This is a genomic window from Corynebacterium sp. MSK204 (assembly GCF_030229885.1).
Lineage (GTDB): Bacteria > Actinomycetota > Actinomycetes > Mycobacteriales > Mycobacteriaceae > Corynebacterium.
Genome location: NZ_JASPGQ010000002.1, coordinates 91,581 through 105,522, shown reverse-complemented (window position 1 = coordinate 105,522; position 13,942 = coordinate 91,581). Strand labels below are relative to the sequence as shown.

The 13,942-nt window shown below is 61.4% G+C and carries 12 protein-coding genes; 5 read left to right on the top strand and 7 right to left on the bottom strand.

Annotation, left to right across the window (positions count from 1 at the left end):
- Window positions 1–105 precede the first annotated feature (105 nt).
- Genes putP through QP908_RS01780 form a run of 3 tightly spaced genes read left to right on the top strand, consistent with a single transcriptional unit; the run spans window position 106 to window position 2,778 of the window.
- Window positions 106–1,677 (top strand): sodium/proline symporter PutP, encoded by a 1,572-nt coding sequence (gene putP, locus QP908_RS01790; RefSeq protein WP_239267824.1) that lies wholly within the window; start codon window positions 106–108, stop codon window positions 1,675–1,677.
- A 34-nt stretch (window positions 1,678–1,711) separates the two neighbouring features.
- On the top strand, window positions 1,712–2,278 hold the full coding sequence (locus tag QP908_RS01785) for an HNH endonuclease family protein (protein ID WP_255716798.1): 567 nt from the start codon (window positions 1,712–1,714) through the stop codon (window positions 2,276–2,278).
- A 56-nt stretch (window positions 2,279–2,334) separates the two neighbouring features.
- Window positions 2,335–2,778 carry a DUF2269 domain-containing protein gene (locus QP908_RS01780; protein WP_284771522.1) on the top strand — a complete coding sequence of 148 codons (444 nt, stop codon included), beginning with the start codon at window positions 2,335–2,337 and terminating at the stop codon, window positions 2,776–2,778.
- 8 nt (window positions 2,779–2,786) lie between these two features.
- On the opposite strand, the gene QP908_RS01775 is transcribed toward QP908_RS01780, so the two are convergent.
- From QP908_RS01775 to hutU, 4 genes are all read right to left on the bottom strand, one after another.
- Window positions 2,787–4,025 (bottom strand): HNH endonuclease signature motif containing protein, encoded by a 1,239-nt coding sequence (locus QP908_RS01775; protein ID WP_239267828.1) that lies wholly within the window; start codon window positions 4,023–4,025, stop codon window positions 2,787–2,789.
- A 146-nt stretch (window positions 4,026–4,171) separates the two neighbouring features.
- A complete protein-coding gene (locus tag QP908_RS01770; RefSeq protein WP_239267830.1) occupies window positions 4,172–6,043 on the bottom strand; it encodes a DEAD/DEAH box helicase in 1,872 nt (623 codons plus the stop codon).
- Between the two features lie 46 nt (window positions 6,044–6,089).
- Window positions 6,090–7,259 carry an imidazolonepropionase gene (gene hutI / locus QP908_RS01765; RefSeq protein WP_239267832.1) on the bottom strand — a complete coding sequence of 390 codons (1,170 nt, stop codon included), beginning with the start codon at window positions 7,257–7,259 and terminating at the stop codon, window positions 6,090–6,092.
- Window positions 7,260–8,936 (bottom strand): urocanate hydratase, encoded by a 1,677-nt coding sequence (gene hutU, locus QP908_RS01760; protein ID WP_239267834.1) that lies wholly within the window; start codon window positions 8,934–8,936, stop codon window positions 7,260–7,262.
- A 181-nt stretch (window positions 8,937–9,117) separates the two neighbouring features.
- Between hutU and QP908_RS01755 the strand changes: the two genes are divergently transcribed.
- Window positions 9,118–9,924, top strand: coding sequence for an SGNH/GDSL hydrolase family protein (locus tag QP908_RS01755; protein ID WP_284771521.1), 807 nt, complete (start codon window positions 9,118–9,120; stop codon window positions 9,922–9,924).
- Here the strand turns inward: QP908_RS01755 and QP908_RS01750 are convergent.
- From QP908_RS01750 to QP908_RS01740, 3 genes are all read right to left on the bottom strand, one after another.
- Window positions 9,893–10,567, bottom strand: coding sequence for a flavin reductase family protein (locus QP908_RS01750; RefSeq protein ID WP_284771581.1), 675 nt, complete (start codon window positions 10,565–10,567; stop codon window positions 9,893–9,895). The genes QP908_RS01755 and QP908_RS01750 overlap by 32 nt on opposite strands.
- 1 nt (window position 10,568) lies before the next feature.
- Window positions 10,569–12,122 carry a histidine ammonia-lyase gene (gene hutH / locus QP908_RS01745; protein ID WP_239267838.1) on the bottom strand — a complete coding sequence of 518 codons (1,554 nt, stop codon included), beginning with the start codon at window positions 12,120–12,122 and terminating at the stop codon, window positions 10,569–10,571.
- A gap of 74 nt (window positions 12,123–12,196) precedes the next feature.
- Window positions 12,197–12,940 carry an IclR family transcriptional regulator gene (locus QP908_RS01740; protein WP_239267841.1) on the bottom strand — a complete coding sequence of 248 codons (744 nt, stop codon included), beginning with the start codon at window positions 12,938–12,940 and terminating at the stop codon, window positions 12,197–12,199.
- 62 nt (window positions 12,941–13,002) lie between these two features.
- Between QP908_RS01740 and hutG the strand changes: the two genes are divergently transcribed.
- Window positions 13,003–13,941 carry a formimidoylglutamase gene (gene hutG / locus QP908_RS01735; protein WP_239267843.1) on the top strand — a complete coding sequence of 313 codons (939 nt, stop codon included), beginning with the start codon at window positions 13,003–13,005 and terminating at the stop codon, window positions 13,939–13,941.
- The last annotated feature ends 1 nt before the right edge of the window (window position 13,942 follow it).

Genomic DNA, 13,942 nt, shown 5'->3' with positions numbered 1-13,942 from the left:
AAAAATATCACCAGAGATCTATGCCACAGCTGGATTTTAGCTTGGTTGAACCTTAAGTCACCGTTAACGTAAGAATGTCCGACAAATCACTACAAGGAGTGAAACGTGCAAGAATCAACTTGGTACGTCATTGCGATGATTGTCTATTTCCTCGTAATGGCAGCCATTGGCTACTGGAGCTACAAACAAACCGACGAATACGACGATTATGTTTTGGGCGGCCGTGGCCTGCACCCATTCGTAGCTGCTCTCTCCGCCGGTGCATCTGATATGTCCGGCTGGCTGCTCATGGGTCTGCCTGGCGCGCTCTTCCTTTCCGGTTTTTCCGAGCTGTGGATGCCTATCGGCCTCCTTATCGGTGCATGGGCAAACTGGAAGTGGATTGCGCCGCGTCTGCGCGCGTACTCGGAGGTTGCGGGCGATTCCATTACGGTCCCCTCCTTCTTCGAGAACCGTCTGCGCGATAAGTCGCGCCTGCTGCGTATTATCTCCGCAGTTATCATTATCTTCTTCTTTACCTTCTACGTCTCTTCCGGCATGGTCTCCGGTGGTCGTTACTTCGAGTCCACCTTCGGTGGCGACTACATCACCGGTATGTTGGTCATCGCCGCAGTGACCATTTTCTACACCTTCATCGGTGGCTTCTTGGCAGTGTCCTACACCGATGCTATGCAGGGCATGCTCATGTTCGTCGCCCTGCTGATCGTGCCAATCATGGCGCTTTTCGCTCTTGACGATGCCGGCGCGATCTTCTCCTTCGCTACCGAAAACAACTACGCTACCGACGGCGCACTAGAGCCAAACGATAACTACTTCTCTCTCTTCGCTGGCGTTTCCGCTGGTGTTATCGTTGGTAACGCCGCTTGGGGTCTTGGCTACTTTGGTCAGCCGCACATCATCGTGCGCTTCATGGCGCTGCGTAAGCCTTCTGACGCCAAGCAGGGCCGTTTCTACGGCATCACCTGGATGGGCCTTTCCGTCATCGGCGCTATCTTCGTTGCGCTGACCGGTACTGTGTACTTCACCCAGTTCGGTGAAACCATTACTGACCAAGAGAACTTCGAGACCATCTTCTTGGATATGGCTCAGGCCATGATGCACCCATTGCCTGCTGGTTTCATCTTGACCGCAGTCTTGGCAGCGATCATGTCCACCATGTCCTCCCAGATGCTCGTGGTTTCCTCTTCCCTGATTGAGGACCTCTACCTCATCATCGCAAAGCGCAAGCCTGACGAGCGCATCCTGATTAACCTGTCCCGTACCGCCGTTGTGGTCATCGCGGTTATCGCCGCACTCCTGGCTATCAACCCGTCCGACTCCATTCTTGGCCTGGTCGGCTTCGCATGGGCTGGTTTCGGTTCCGCATTCGGTCCGCTGGTCATCCTGGCTCTGTACTGGAAGCGCCTCAACGCAACCGGTGCAATCGCCGGTATGGTCACCGGTGCAGTCGTCGCCATCGGCTGGGGCATGTCCCCGCTCGGCGATTCCCTCTACGAGATGGTTCCGGGCTTCTTCTCCGCACTCATCGTCACCGTTCTGGTCACCTTGGCTACCAAGCAGCCAGACCAGGAGGTCTTGGACGAGTTCGAGGAAGCCGAGAAGCTTGCCAAGCTCGTTGAAAAGGACGACTCCCTGGACTTCGAGGAAGCAGCAGAAAAGGTTTCCGATAACAAGTAGGAACCTTCCCGCACCTCGCGGAGTCCAATAGGACATGAAGTCCTATTACCTGGCCGCGCTATCATGCATAACCGCTCTCGTTATCGCATGGTATGCGTGGCCTTTTCCGCGTTTTGATGTCTCCACCGTGCCAGCTCGCACGGAATTGCAAGGCTACGACCGCGACGAGTTCGGCGGCTGGCAGCCCAACGGCGCATGCACTACGCGGGAGGCCATCATGGAGAACCAAGCCAGCGAGGCCTTCGCTGACTGCCGGCCACAATCCGGCACGATCTATGACCCCTACGCGGGCGAGACGATTTCAGCCACCTCCCCCATTGAGGTCGACCACATCTTCCCTCTTTCTGCCGCCTTTGACATGGGTGCCGCAGAATGGGACCAAGACACCAAGAGGCGTTTTGCCAACGATCCTCTCAACTTGGTGGCCACCAGCCGGAAGCTCAATCAAGAAAAGTCCGATTCCCTTCCTTCCGAATGGTTGCCGCCTGCCAACCGCTGCGATTACTCGCGGCGCCTCGCAGAGATCGCGCGGAAGTACGAGCTGCCCTTGTCCCGCGCGGACGTCCGTGCAATGAGAAGGCAATGTCGGTTCGATTTCTAGCAGGGAAATTGATTAGGGTGAACAAGGCAACTTTTCTTAACTGAAGGGCATCCTCCATGACTACTTTGTTCATCTTCCTGCACGTGGCAGCGGCCATCGTCCTACTTGGCCCCGTGTGCATTTCCACCTCCATCTACCAGACTCAGCTGCAGGGCGCAGCGCAGGGCGAAAAGACGGCCCTCGGAGCCGCCCGCAACCTGCACAACATCACCAATACTTACGGCTACATTTCCGCCCTCGTGCCGGTCCTTGGTCTTGCTGTGTTCCTGTCTGATATCGAAACCTTTAAGAGCCAGGTCAACTTCCACATCGCCATCCTTGTGGCCATCATCGCGTGGTGCCTGCTCTTCTTCCTCATCCTTCCTAAGCAGCGCACGGCGCAGGCAGCCCTAGAGTCCGGCGATACCGCCAACCTGGGCTCCATTAAGAAGTCGCTGTCCGCTTTCGGCGGCGTCTTCAACCTCCTGTGGATCATCTGCCTTATCCTGATGTACCTCTAGGAAGCCATTTACTTTTCGGGGACAGTGTCATCGCTGTCCCCTTTTTCATGCGTGGACTCCTCCCTAAGCTCTTCTTTTAGTTGCTGCGCACCTGCATGCGCATTCTCCCGCCGCTTCTGCGTGGCCTGCGCCACCGTCTGCGCCCACCTGCGGTTCTTCGGCGCCAACGGTCCGCTCGCGGAGTCGTAGACCCACGTAGAGTCATCGAAAAGCCAGACGATGTCCCCACTTATCGGGTCCTTGATATAAAACGCCCTCCCATCGGTCTTTATATTGTGATGGTGCTGGCACAGGCAAGTGAGGTTTGCCGCCGAGGTCGGCCCACCATCTGCAAAGTCGTGCCGATGGTCCATCTGGGACGCCACCGCCGGCCGCGTACAGCCTGGCCACCGGCACGTGCCATCCAAGCCCTCTACAAACGCCCGGATATCTGGCGGAGTCACATAATTCGGGCTCTCCGCCTGACCGGCCTTCTCCATGTCCCTTGTCGTTGTCGCCCGAGCCTCTAGGTCATCCGCGGTCTCCGGGGATACCCAGCCTAAGTTTTGTACAAACGCGGGTGCATCCGGCAGGTCGCAGCGATACATATTCAACACGACCTTGGCCTTTGGTTGCGCCTTTCCGGTCAGCAGCTCCACTGCGGCCTCAGCCATCGTGAGGTCCTTGTCCGTAGCGATATCCCGAATATTGCGGTCGATTATCTCCGCGGTTTCTAACCCGACGTCCAGACAAACCGCAGCCCACTCCCCGCCTGTAGGTTCAACGCTATAGGCTTGCTTGCGGCGCGGATCCCGCGCGGCAATTGAGGGATCGAGGCGCACGATGAGCTCGCGTAACTTGCGGCGGAGATTGCGGTGCGAGGGCAGCTTTTGATTGGGGCGGGTTGGGGTCAAGTAGTTGGTCAGGGCGTCATCGATAGTAAACTTCTTCTCCGCATCAATGGCGCCGAGCTTGGCTAGGGTTTGGTCAATCGTAATCAGGCGGTCTAAATCTAAATGGAAATGCTGTTCTTGCCGGGCGCGCAGCCGCGGCAGCTCCTTTAATCGCTCGAAGGCGAAGATAATATTTCTAATTCGGGACTGACGCGCCCCAGTTAAGTCAGACAGGGATTGGCTAATAACTTCGATATCATCATCCGGGTCAGGGTGAAGCCTCTCCCAGAACTGGTATTCCGCTTTCCTAATCTCTGTAGCTGCACGGGAGGTAGAATTTTCCGGATTAGTATTGGCATAATATGGCGCATTCATGGACTTTCTTTCGAGAGATTTACTAGAACATGCTTTCGCCATACACCATACAAAACCGCCCCGACACACTACCCCCATTTATAGTAAAAGCGCAGTTCACAGGGCATGAAAAAAGGGCCTCTAAAAGAGGCCCTTTGGAGGTTTAATTAGTCGCGGAAGCGACCACCATGTTTGCGTCCACCGCCGCCGCCATCACGGCGAGGCGGGCGCCCAGTATCCTTCTGAATCTTGATGAGCTGCCCAGAAATCCGGGTATCCTTCAGACGGTCCAGCACAGCTGGGTCCATGTTCTTCGGCAGGTCCACGAGAGTGTGTCCCACCGCAATGGTAATGCGGCCGAAGTCCTTGGCGGACAGGCCACCTTCGTTGGCGATTGCACCGACGATGGCACCTGGGCGGACATTCTGGCGCTTGCCGACGTCCAACCGGTACGTCTCAAAGTCACCATCCGGCCGCTTGGAGCCGCCGCGGTTCTTGCCGCCGCCCTTGAAGTCACGGTCGCGCTTGCGGTCATCGCGATCGCGGCGGTCCTTCTTTGGCTTGGGCAAAGGCTTGTCTTCCAATAGGAAGTTCTTGCCACCCTGGTGCATGACGGCCAGCGCCGCGGCGATGTCATCCATCGCGACGTCATTTTCTTCCGAGTACTTGCGCACCAAGTTGCGGAAGAAATCGGCCTGCTTGTTGTCCATGGACTGGGTGATGGCCTGCGCAAACTTTTCCTTGCGCTTTTCATTGACCTCATCGACGGAGGGCAGGTCCATCTCTTCGAGGCGTGCGTTGGTCACGCGCTCGATGGAACGCAGCATGCGGCGCTCGCGCGGGGTGACAAACAGGATTGCCTCACCGGAACGGCCAGCACGACCGGTGCGGCCAATGCGGTGCACGTAGGACTCGGTATCGTTCGGGATATCGAAGTTCACCACGTGGGTGATGCGCTCCACGTCGAGGCCACGTGCGGCGACGTCAGTGGCCACGAGGATGTCTAGGCGGCCATCCTTGAGCTGGTCGACGGTGCGTTCGCGCTGCGCCTGGGCGATGTCGCCGTTAATGGCAGCAGCGCTGTAGCCGCGATCGCGCAGGGCCTCGGCCACTTCTTCGGTCTCGTGCTTGGTGCGGCAGAAGACGATGATGGCGTCATAGGTAATGACCTCGAGGATGCGGGTGAACGCATCCATCTTTGCACGGTGCGGAATCAGCAGGAAACGCTGCTTAATGTTGTCGTTGGTACGGCGCTCAGACTTAACGGTTACTTCCGCCGGGTTGTGCAGGTACTGCTTGGACAGCCGGCGGATGGCATTAGGCATGGTGGCGGAGAAAAGCGCCACCTGCTTGCGGTCCGGGGTGCTTTCGAGGATGCGCTCGACGTCTTCCTGGAAGCCCATGTTCAGCATCTCATCGGCCTCATCGAGGACGAGGAACTGCAGCTGGGACAGGTCAAGCGAGCCCTTTTCCAAGTGATCGATGACGCGACCCGGGGTACCCACGATGACCTGGGCGCCGCGGCGCAGGCCAGACAGCTGGATGCCGTAGGCCTGGCCACCGTAGATGGGAAGAACCTCGATACCCTTGAGGGTTTCTGCGAAGGATTGGAAGGCATCTGCAACCTGCAGGGCGAGCTCGCGGGTAGGCGCGAGGACGAGTGCCTGCGGGTGGCGCGCATGCGGGTCAAGCTGGGACAAGACCGGCAGCGCGAAGGCTGCGGTCTTGCCGGTACCGGTCTGTGCAAGGCCCACGACGTCGCGGCCTTCCATCAGGATCGGGATGGTTTCTGCTTGGATGGGGGACGGCGTGGTGAAGCCTACTTTCGCAACGGCTTGCAGAATTTTATCTGGCAGGCCGAGGTGCTCGAACCCCTGGGAGTTGTCGTTGGCCGAGTCCTTGGACTCAGCGCCGGTGCCCTCAGAAGTATTCGCAGCCCTGGTGTCCTGGTTGACACCTTGCGAGTTGTCCTGAGATTCCGACTTATTAAAATCTTCCGGCTCGTTTACGCCGCCGGTGGCGTTATCGGTAATGCTCATTGCTCATCCAACCCTACGCGATACCGGCGGCAAACTCCATTCCTCGCTATACCCCCGCCACGAACGTGCGGTAGCTCAGCGGCATGCCCGGCCGGTAGGCCAAGTGCACCGCGCTGGGAGCATCGAGCACGTGCAGGTCAGCGGCAGCTCCTTCCACCAGGGTGCCCTTCGCGGGGCGGCCCTGCGGGTCGAGTCCGTTGCCCACATTATGGCGGCGCAGCGCCGTGGCACCACCGGTGGTGGCGGCGTGGATGGCCTCGTCGACGGATAGGTGCTGCTGCAGGACGGCCGTGGTCACGCAGTAGTTCATCGACGAAGTATAGGAGGTACCTGGGTTGAGGTTGGAGGCGATGGCGAGGGTGGCGCCGGCATCGAGAAGCGCACGGCCAGGCGCCAAGGGCTCGCGCGTGGAGAGATCGCAGGCCGGGAGCATGGTGGCCACGGTCTCGGATGCGGCGAGCTTTTCGATGTCACTATCGCTCAGGTAATTCACGTGGTCCACCGAGGCGGCGCCGAGATCGACCGCGAGGCTAACCCCCGGGCCCTCGCCAAGCTGGTTGCCGTGCACGCGCAGGCCAAGCCCCAACTTTTTACCGGCTTCGAGAACCCGGCGCGACTGCTCTTCATTGAACGCGCCGCGCTCGCAGAAGACGTCGATCCACTGGACGTATTCGGCAACCCCGTCCAGCATGGGGCCGACGACCTCATCGAGGTAGTCTTCCGCATCCGCTCCCGGCGGCACGAGGTGGGCACCCAGGAAGGTGACGTCATCGACATGCTGGGATGCCACGCGCGCGGCTTCCACTTCAGATTCCGTGTTGAGGCCGTAGCCGGTCTTGGTCTCGAAGGTGGTGGTGCCACCGCGGCGGCCGGCTGCCACGCGCTCGGCGACGAGCTTATCCAAGCGGTCTGCCCCCGCCTCCCGGGTGGCGTCCATGGTCACCGCGATGCCGCCTGCCTCGTAGGAACCGCCGGACATGCGGGCCTCGAACTCGGCGGAGCGGTCACCGTCGAAGACCATGTGGGTGTGCGAATCCACCCAGCCCGGCAGGACGGCGCGCCCGCCCAAGTCCACCTGGTCATCGGCGGCAGGCGCCTGGGAAGCGGGGCCAATCCAGGCGATGGTGCCGTGGTCGGCGATAAGGGCGGCATCGTTAAGCGTGCCGTGCTCGCTGACCGTGCGGAGTTCAGAAATTCCGGTAAAAAGTGTGCTCATTTAATCCCTTGCCTTAAATTCCATGGGAACGCGAACGCCGCGCTCCTTGGCTACTTCCTCTGCGCGAGAGTACCCGGCATCGACGTGGCGGATAACACCCATGCCTGGGTCATTGGTCAGCACGGCGCGCAGCTTGGCGGCGGCGAGATCGGTGCCATCGGCAACCGTGACCTGGCCGGCGTGGATGGAGCGGCCCATGCCCACTCCGCCGCCGTGGTGGAGGGAGACCCAAGTCGCGCCGGAAGATACGGCGGTCATGGCATTAAGCAGCGGCCAGTCAGCGACGGCATCGGTGCCATCGAGCATGGCTTCGGTCTCGCGGTACGGGGAGGCAACCGAGCCGGAGTCGAGGTGGTCGCGGCCAATGACGATGGGGGCCTTGATCTTGCCCTCGCGCACCAAGTCATTGAAGAGCAGGCCGGCCTTGTGGCGCTCGTTGTAGCCAAGCCAGCAGATGCGGGCGGGCAGGCCCTCGAACTCGACGTATTCTTCGGCGGCGTCCAGCCAGTTGTGCAGGTGCTCGTTCTCTGGGAAGAGCTCCTTCAGGGCTTCGTCGGTGACCTTGATGTCTTCGGGGTCGCCGGACAGCGCTGCCCAACGGAACGGGCCCATTCCCTCGCAGAACAGCGGGCGGATATAGGCGGGAACGAAGCCGGGGAACTCAAATGCGCGCTGGTAGCCGGCGTGGCGCGCCTCATCGCGGATGGAGTTGCCGTAGTCAAAGACCTCGGCGCCCTCGTCCTGGAATTCCACCATCGCCTGGACCTGTGCGGCCATGGATTCGCGGGCCTTTTTGGTAAAGGTCGTGGGATCGGCCTTGGCCTCGGACTGCCAGTCATCCACGGTGATTTCGGTGGGCAGGTAGGACAGTGGGTCGTGCGCGGAGGTCTGGTCGGTGACGATGTCTACCTTGAATTCCCCGGCGCGCTGGCGGCGCAGCACCTCGGGGAAGACCTCGGCGGCATTGCCCACCAGGCCGACAGAAAGGGCCTTTTTGTTTTCCTTGGCATCGAGAACCAAGCGCAGGGCCTCGTCCAGGTCGGTGACCACTTCATCGAGGTAGCGCTTGTGCTGGCGGCGGCGCAGGCGGTGTTCATCCACGTCCACGATGAGCACTGCTCCGCCGTTCAGCGTCACGGCGAGCGGTTGGGCACCGCCCATGCCGCCGCACCCGCCGGTCAGGGTCAGGGTGCCGGCCAGGCTGCCCTCGAAGCGCTTCTTGGCCACGGCCGCGAAGGTCTCGTAGGTGCCCTGCAGGATGCCCTGGGTGGCGATGTAGATCCAGGAGCCGGCCGTCATCTGGCCGTACATCATCAGGCCCTCGTCCTCGAGCTTGCGGAAGTGCTCCCAGTTGGCCCAGTCGCCCACCAGGTTGGAGTTGGCGATGAGCACGCGCGGTGCCCATTCATTGGTCTTCCAGATGCCCACCGGCTTTCCGGATTGGACGAGGAGGGTTTCATCGCTTTCTAAGTCCTTCAGCGATTCCACAATGGCATCGAAGGCCTCCCAGCTGCGCGCTGCACGACCGGTACCGCCGTAGACCACGAGGTCCTCGGGGCGCTCGGCAACCTCGGGATCGAGGTTATTCATCAGCATGCGCAGTGGCGCTTCGGTTTGCCAGGATTTTGCGTTGAGTTCGGTGCCGCGGGGTGCGCGGACTTCGCGTGGTTCAGACATGGCTTCCTTTCGCTCGTGCTTATCGACGCCGTGCCCTACCCCAAGGCCGGTTTCCCGGGGCTGTCTCCCGGGGGCTTGGCGAGCGTCACAGATATCAATTTAGTGTGATACACAACGTATTTAGAGCATTCACAATCACCAACTGTCTGGCATTTCAGACTCGACGGCTACGATGGCAGTCATGCGCCACGTATTGCCCGCCCTCGCCGCCGCCTGCCTGCTGGCAGGATGCTCCTCGCAGCCGCAAGAAGCCCAAGAAGCCACAGAAGACCCCGAAAACTATGTGGCGCTCGGGGATTCCTACGCGGCGATGGGCTCGACGACGCTCCCTCTCGATCCGCCCGATTCCTGCGCACGCGCACAAGATTCCTATCCAGAACTCGCCGCGCAGGAGATCACCACCAGTTCTTTCCGCAACGTCGCCTGCCAGGGCGCGAGCACGCTGGATGTTTTATCCTCCGCGGGCGAGCACCCCGCCCAGGTGGACGCACTGGCCGCGGATACATCCCTTGTCTCCTTGAGCATCGGCGGCAACGACGTAAGCTTTGTGCGCCTGACCCAATGCGCAACGGACGATATATGCCAAGACGAATCGGGAGCGCAGATAGACCTGGAGCTACACGATCTACCCCAACGCCTGGACAAGGTCTACGGGGAAATCGCCCACCGCTCGCCCGAGGCAAAGGTCATTGCCACCGGCTATATCCCCCTCATCAACCCCGGCGAGACCTGCCCCTTCATAGAAAAAATCCCGGCCACAGACCGGGAGTGGTTGGCAAATACCATCCAGCGCATCAACCAAGCGGTGCGCGAGGCCGCCGAGCGCAACGGCGCCACCTACGTGCTGCCTGACGATACCCCGCAGCACTCCGCCTGCTCAGGCAAACCGTGGGTGGACTTTACGGGGCAGGATACCGATTCCTTCCCCATGCACCCCACCCACGCGGGCCAGCGGGCTATGGCCGATGCGCTACGCGCTGCCCTCTAGTCCGGCGCGCGGCGTCGTCGGAGCCGGGCACGCGCATCTCGAATTTTTCTGTGACCACGGTGTAGTCAAAGTAGCCCATGCGCGCGATGGGCTTAATCTTGAGGATGTCAAGCTTGCCTTCCTCATCGATGACAGATTCATCGATATGGATAGTCTTTACATCCGCCACCACGAGGTCGATGCTGCCCACCTTGGAATTGCCAGGCACGCGCAGCGTGGTCTTGTACTGGCACTCGAACTTCACCGGCGATTCTTTCACCATGGGAATGCGGTAATTGTCCGCATATTCCTTGGTAACGGACAGGCGGTCCCACTCGCTGTCGCCATAGTCGAGCACCTGGGCGGATTTATTGACTTCCTCGCGAAGATCATAGGTGGCCATATTCCACACGAACCAGCCGGTCTCCTCCGCGTTAAGCACCGTGTCCTTGCGACGACCATCCGGATACTGGTTGGCCGAAAACATCACCATGGGCGGATCGAAGGTGAGGTTTTGCCACTGGCTATAAGGAGCGATATTTTCGCGGCCCTCACCATCCACGCTGGAAAGCCATCCAATGGGGCGCGGTACCGTGCTGGCTTTGAAAGGGGAAAACGGCAAAGGGTTGGGCTCAGATTGCGGGTGCCAAGAGATGGTCGACATATTAATCACGCAGCTTTCCAGTAGCATTCTCGACAGCTTCGACAAGCGCGCCCTCCTTGACTAGGCGCACGGTCTCCTCGATTTCCGGCGAGAGGTAGCGGTCCACACCTGGCCCCTTGACGGTTTCGCGCAGCTTGGCGATTACCGCGCCGGTTCCCTTGGCCGGGGTACCCTCGCGCATGTCGATAGCGCGGGCAGCGGTGAGGATTTCTACGGCAAGCACGCGTTGTAGGCCATCGACGGCCTTGCGCAGCTTGCGGGCGGCGGACCAGCCCATGGATACGTGGTCTTCCTGCATGGCAGAGGAAGGAATGGAATCGGCCGAGGCCGGGGTGGCCAGGCGCTTTAATTCGCTGACGATGCCAGCCTGGGCGTATTGGGCGATCATGTGGCCGGAGTCGACTCCGGGGTCATCGGCAAGAAAGGCGTTCAAGCCGCGGTTGCGGGCCGGATCCAAGAAGCGGTCGGTGCGGCGCTCAGAAATGGACGCCAGGTCCGCGGTGACGATGGACAGGAAATCGAGCGCATAAGCCACCGGGGCGCCGTGGAAGTTGCCGTTGGAGACCACGCGGCCGTCCTTAGCCACGACCGGGTTGTCCACGGCGGCGGCGAGCTCGCGCTCTGCCACCTGTGCGGTATGCGCCAAGGTATCGCGGAAACCGCCGGCCACCTGTGGCGCGCAGCGCACGGAGTAGGCGTCTTGGACCTGGTTCTTCTTGAACTCCTCCAGCGCTGCGGCGAGGATCTCGGAGCCGTCCGCCACCTGGCGGATATTGGCGGCAGAATCGGCCTGGCCCGGGTGCGGGCGCAGCTGCTGGAGGTCATCGGCAAAGACCACGAGGGTGCCAAGCAGGCCTTCTACCGTCATCGCGGTGGCGATATCGGCGGTCTTGGCGGCCGCACGCAGGTCAGTAATGGCCAGGCAGAGCTGGCCCAGCATGCCATCGGTTCCGTTGATAAGCGCAAGGCCCTCCTTCTCGCGCAGCTCCAGCGGCTCGATGCCGGCGGCGGCAAGAGCCTCGTCGGCGTCCTTGAGCTCGCCGCCCACGCGTACCTCACCCTCACCCAACAGCGCTAGGGCGCAGTGAGCCAGCGGGGCCAAGTCGCCGGAGCAGCCCAGCGAACCGTATTCGCGCACCACCGGCACGATGCCGGCGTTGAGCGCCTTGGCATAAGTTTCTACCACCACGGGGCGCACGCCGGTACGGCCGGTACACAGGGTGGATAGGCGCAGCAGCATGAGCGCGCGAATTACTTCTTCTTCCACCTCAGGGCCGGTGCCGGCCGCGTGGGAGCGCACCAGGGACAGCTGCAGCTGCGCGCGCATCTCTTCTGGAATGTGGCGGCGGGCAAGCGCGCCGAAGCCGGTGGAGATTCCGTAGACCGGCGTGGGATCCTGGGCCAGTTCTTCGACCCGGTCGCGTGTGGAGGCGACCTCGTCCAAAGCCTCGGCGGAGATTTCTACCGTGGCACCGTAGCGGGCAACGGCCACGACTTCCTCAATGGTCAGCGCTCCGACGCCGACTGTAACGGTGGATGGGTATGCATTAGGCATGATGACTCCTAGTGTCTTTAGGGCAACAAAATATAGCTCACGTCACAGCCTAACGCGCTAGCCCGCATGGTACCTCACTTTTCGCGCTGGCGATACATTTTCCCCGCAACTTTCTCCGCGGCCTGGCGCAGCGCCGCAATGAGCTCCTCTACCCTATCCGCCGGCGTGGACACGGGATAGGTCACCGCAATGGCCGCCGCAGGCCGCTCCAAGTGGTCCAGGATGGGCACCGCCACCGAGGCCTGGCCCCGCGAGATTTCTTCCACCTCCTGATCCCACCCGCGCGCACGGGCCAGGTGCAGCTGCTCTTTGAGGAAACCAAAATTTTCCCCGCCCGCGGTATCAAAGGCGGCCTTGACCTCGGATTCCGGCAGGTGCGCCAGCATCACCCTGCCCGAGGCCGTCTTATGCGCCTGCAGGCGCACCCCGACCTCCGTAACCAACGAGGTCGCGCCCGGCGCGCGGACCTCCTGCAGGTATAAAATCTCCGAGCCCGCCATACGCGAAAGGTGCCCAGATCCACCTACCAGCCGCGCGCATTCCTCCAGGTCGCGCGTTGCCATGCGCACTAGCGGCTGCTGGGTTACATAGGCAGAGGCCATCGAATACGCGGCCAGCCCCAGGCCGTAGGTCTTGTGCTCGGGCAGGTGGGCAACGAAGCCGGCATCGACCATCTCCGCGAGCAGGTGGTACGTGGTCGAGCGCGGCAGGCCGAGCTCGCCTTGGATGCGGGCGGCGGAAATCGGGACATCGATAGTCGATAGCAGCTTGAGGATGTCCAGGGCATGGCGCGCAGCGGGGACTCGATTAGCACTCACAGCGCCCAATTATATTCCGCTACTGCCAGACAAACTCACCGCACGCTTCTAGTATCGGCACTATGAATACCGAATCAGCCCCACTTTTTACTCCCGCCCCCGAGTGGTCCGGCCGCTCCGATGGTCCCGGCCCCGAGCACGCGCGCTGGCATAGCGTTATCAACCAAGCCGAATCCGCGCCCGTAACCCTGCTGGGGTTTGCCTCCGATGAGGGCGTGCTGCGCAACGGCGGCCGCCAAGGTGCTGCCGCCGGCCCCGCCGCCCTGCGCACAGCCCTCGGATCCCTCGCGGTTCACCACGGCCATGCGCTTGCCGATGCCGGAACCATCACCACCCAAGCCGACGATCTCGACGGCGCCCACGAGGCCCTATCTGACAAGGTCGAAGAACTCGTCCGCAGCGCTACCCTGCCGATTATCTTGGGCGGCGGGCACGAAACCGCCTTCGGCTCCCACCGCGGCCTGTTCCGCGCGCGCGGTGCCACCCCGATCATCAACCTGGATGCCCACTTCGATCTCCGCCACGCGGACCACGCCACCTCCGGCACGCCCTTTACCCAGATTTCCCAGCTCACCGATGACTTTGAGTACACCGTCTTCGGTATTTCCCGCCCCAATAACACCGCGGTGCTCTTCAACGATGCCGATAAGCTCGGCGTCAACTACACCCTGGATGAGGAGCTGGTGAACCTCACCCCGGCCGAATGCGGCGCGCTCGCCACCCAGGCCACCGCCGCTGCGGACAAGGTCCACCTCTCCATCGACCTGGATGTCCTTCCCGCCTCCACCGCGCCGGGTGTATCCGCTCCGGCCAGCCTCGGCGTTGCCTACGAGCGCATCCGCGCCCTGGCGGTCGCCATCGCCGCGACGGGCAAGCTCGCGCTTGTCGATGTCGTCGAGCTCAACCCCACCTTCGACATAGACAACCGCACCGCCAAGGCAGCGGCACGGCTTATCGATGACATCGTTAACGCTCACCTCACTGCGGTAAGCGGGCAATAAA

Coding starts and splice junctions, on each gene's coding strand:
- QP908_RS01785 (WP_255716798.1), top strand. CDS start 1,712: ATGAAGTCCTATTACCTGGCCGCGCTATCATGCATAACCGCTCTCGTT.
- QP908_RS01780 (WP_284771522.1), top strand. CDS start 2,335: ATGACTACTTTGTTCATCTTCCTGCACGTGGCAGCGGCCATCGTCCTA.
- QP908_RS01775 (WP_239267828.1), bottom strand. CDS start 4,025: ATGAATGCGCCATATTATGCCAATACTAATCCGGAAAATTCTACCTCC.
- QP908_RS01770 (WP_239267830.1), bottom strand. CDS start 6,043: ATGAGCATTACCGATAACGCCACCGGCGGCGTAAACGAGCCGGAAGAT.
- hutI (WP_239267832.1), bottom strand. CDS start 7,259: ATGAGCACACTTTTTACCGGAATTTCTGAACTCCGCACGGTCAGCGAG.
- hutU (WP_239267834.1), bottom strand. CDS start 8,936: ATGTCTGAACCACGCGAAGTCCGCGCACCCCGCGGCACCGAACTCAAC.
- QP908_RS01755 (WP_284771521.1), top strand. CDS start 9,118: ATGCGCCACGTATTGCCCGCCCTCGCCGCCGCCTGCCTGCTGGCAGGA.
- QP908_RS01750 (WP_284771581.1), bottom strand. CDS start 10,567: ATGTCGACCATCTCTTGGCACCCGCAATCTGAGCCCAACCCTTTGCCG.
- hutH (WP_239267838.1), bottom strand. CDS start 12,122: ATGCCTAATGCATACCCATCCACCGTTACAGTCGGCGTCGGAGCGCTG.
- hutG (WP_239267843.1), top strand. CDS start 13,003: ATGAATACCGAATCAGCCCCACTTTTTACTCCCGCCCCCGAGTGGTCC.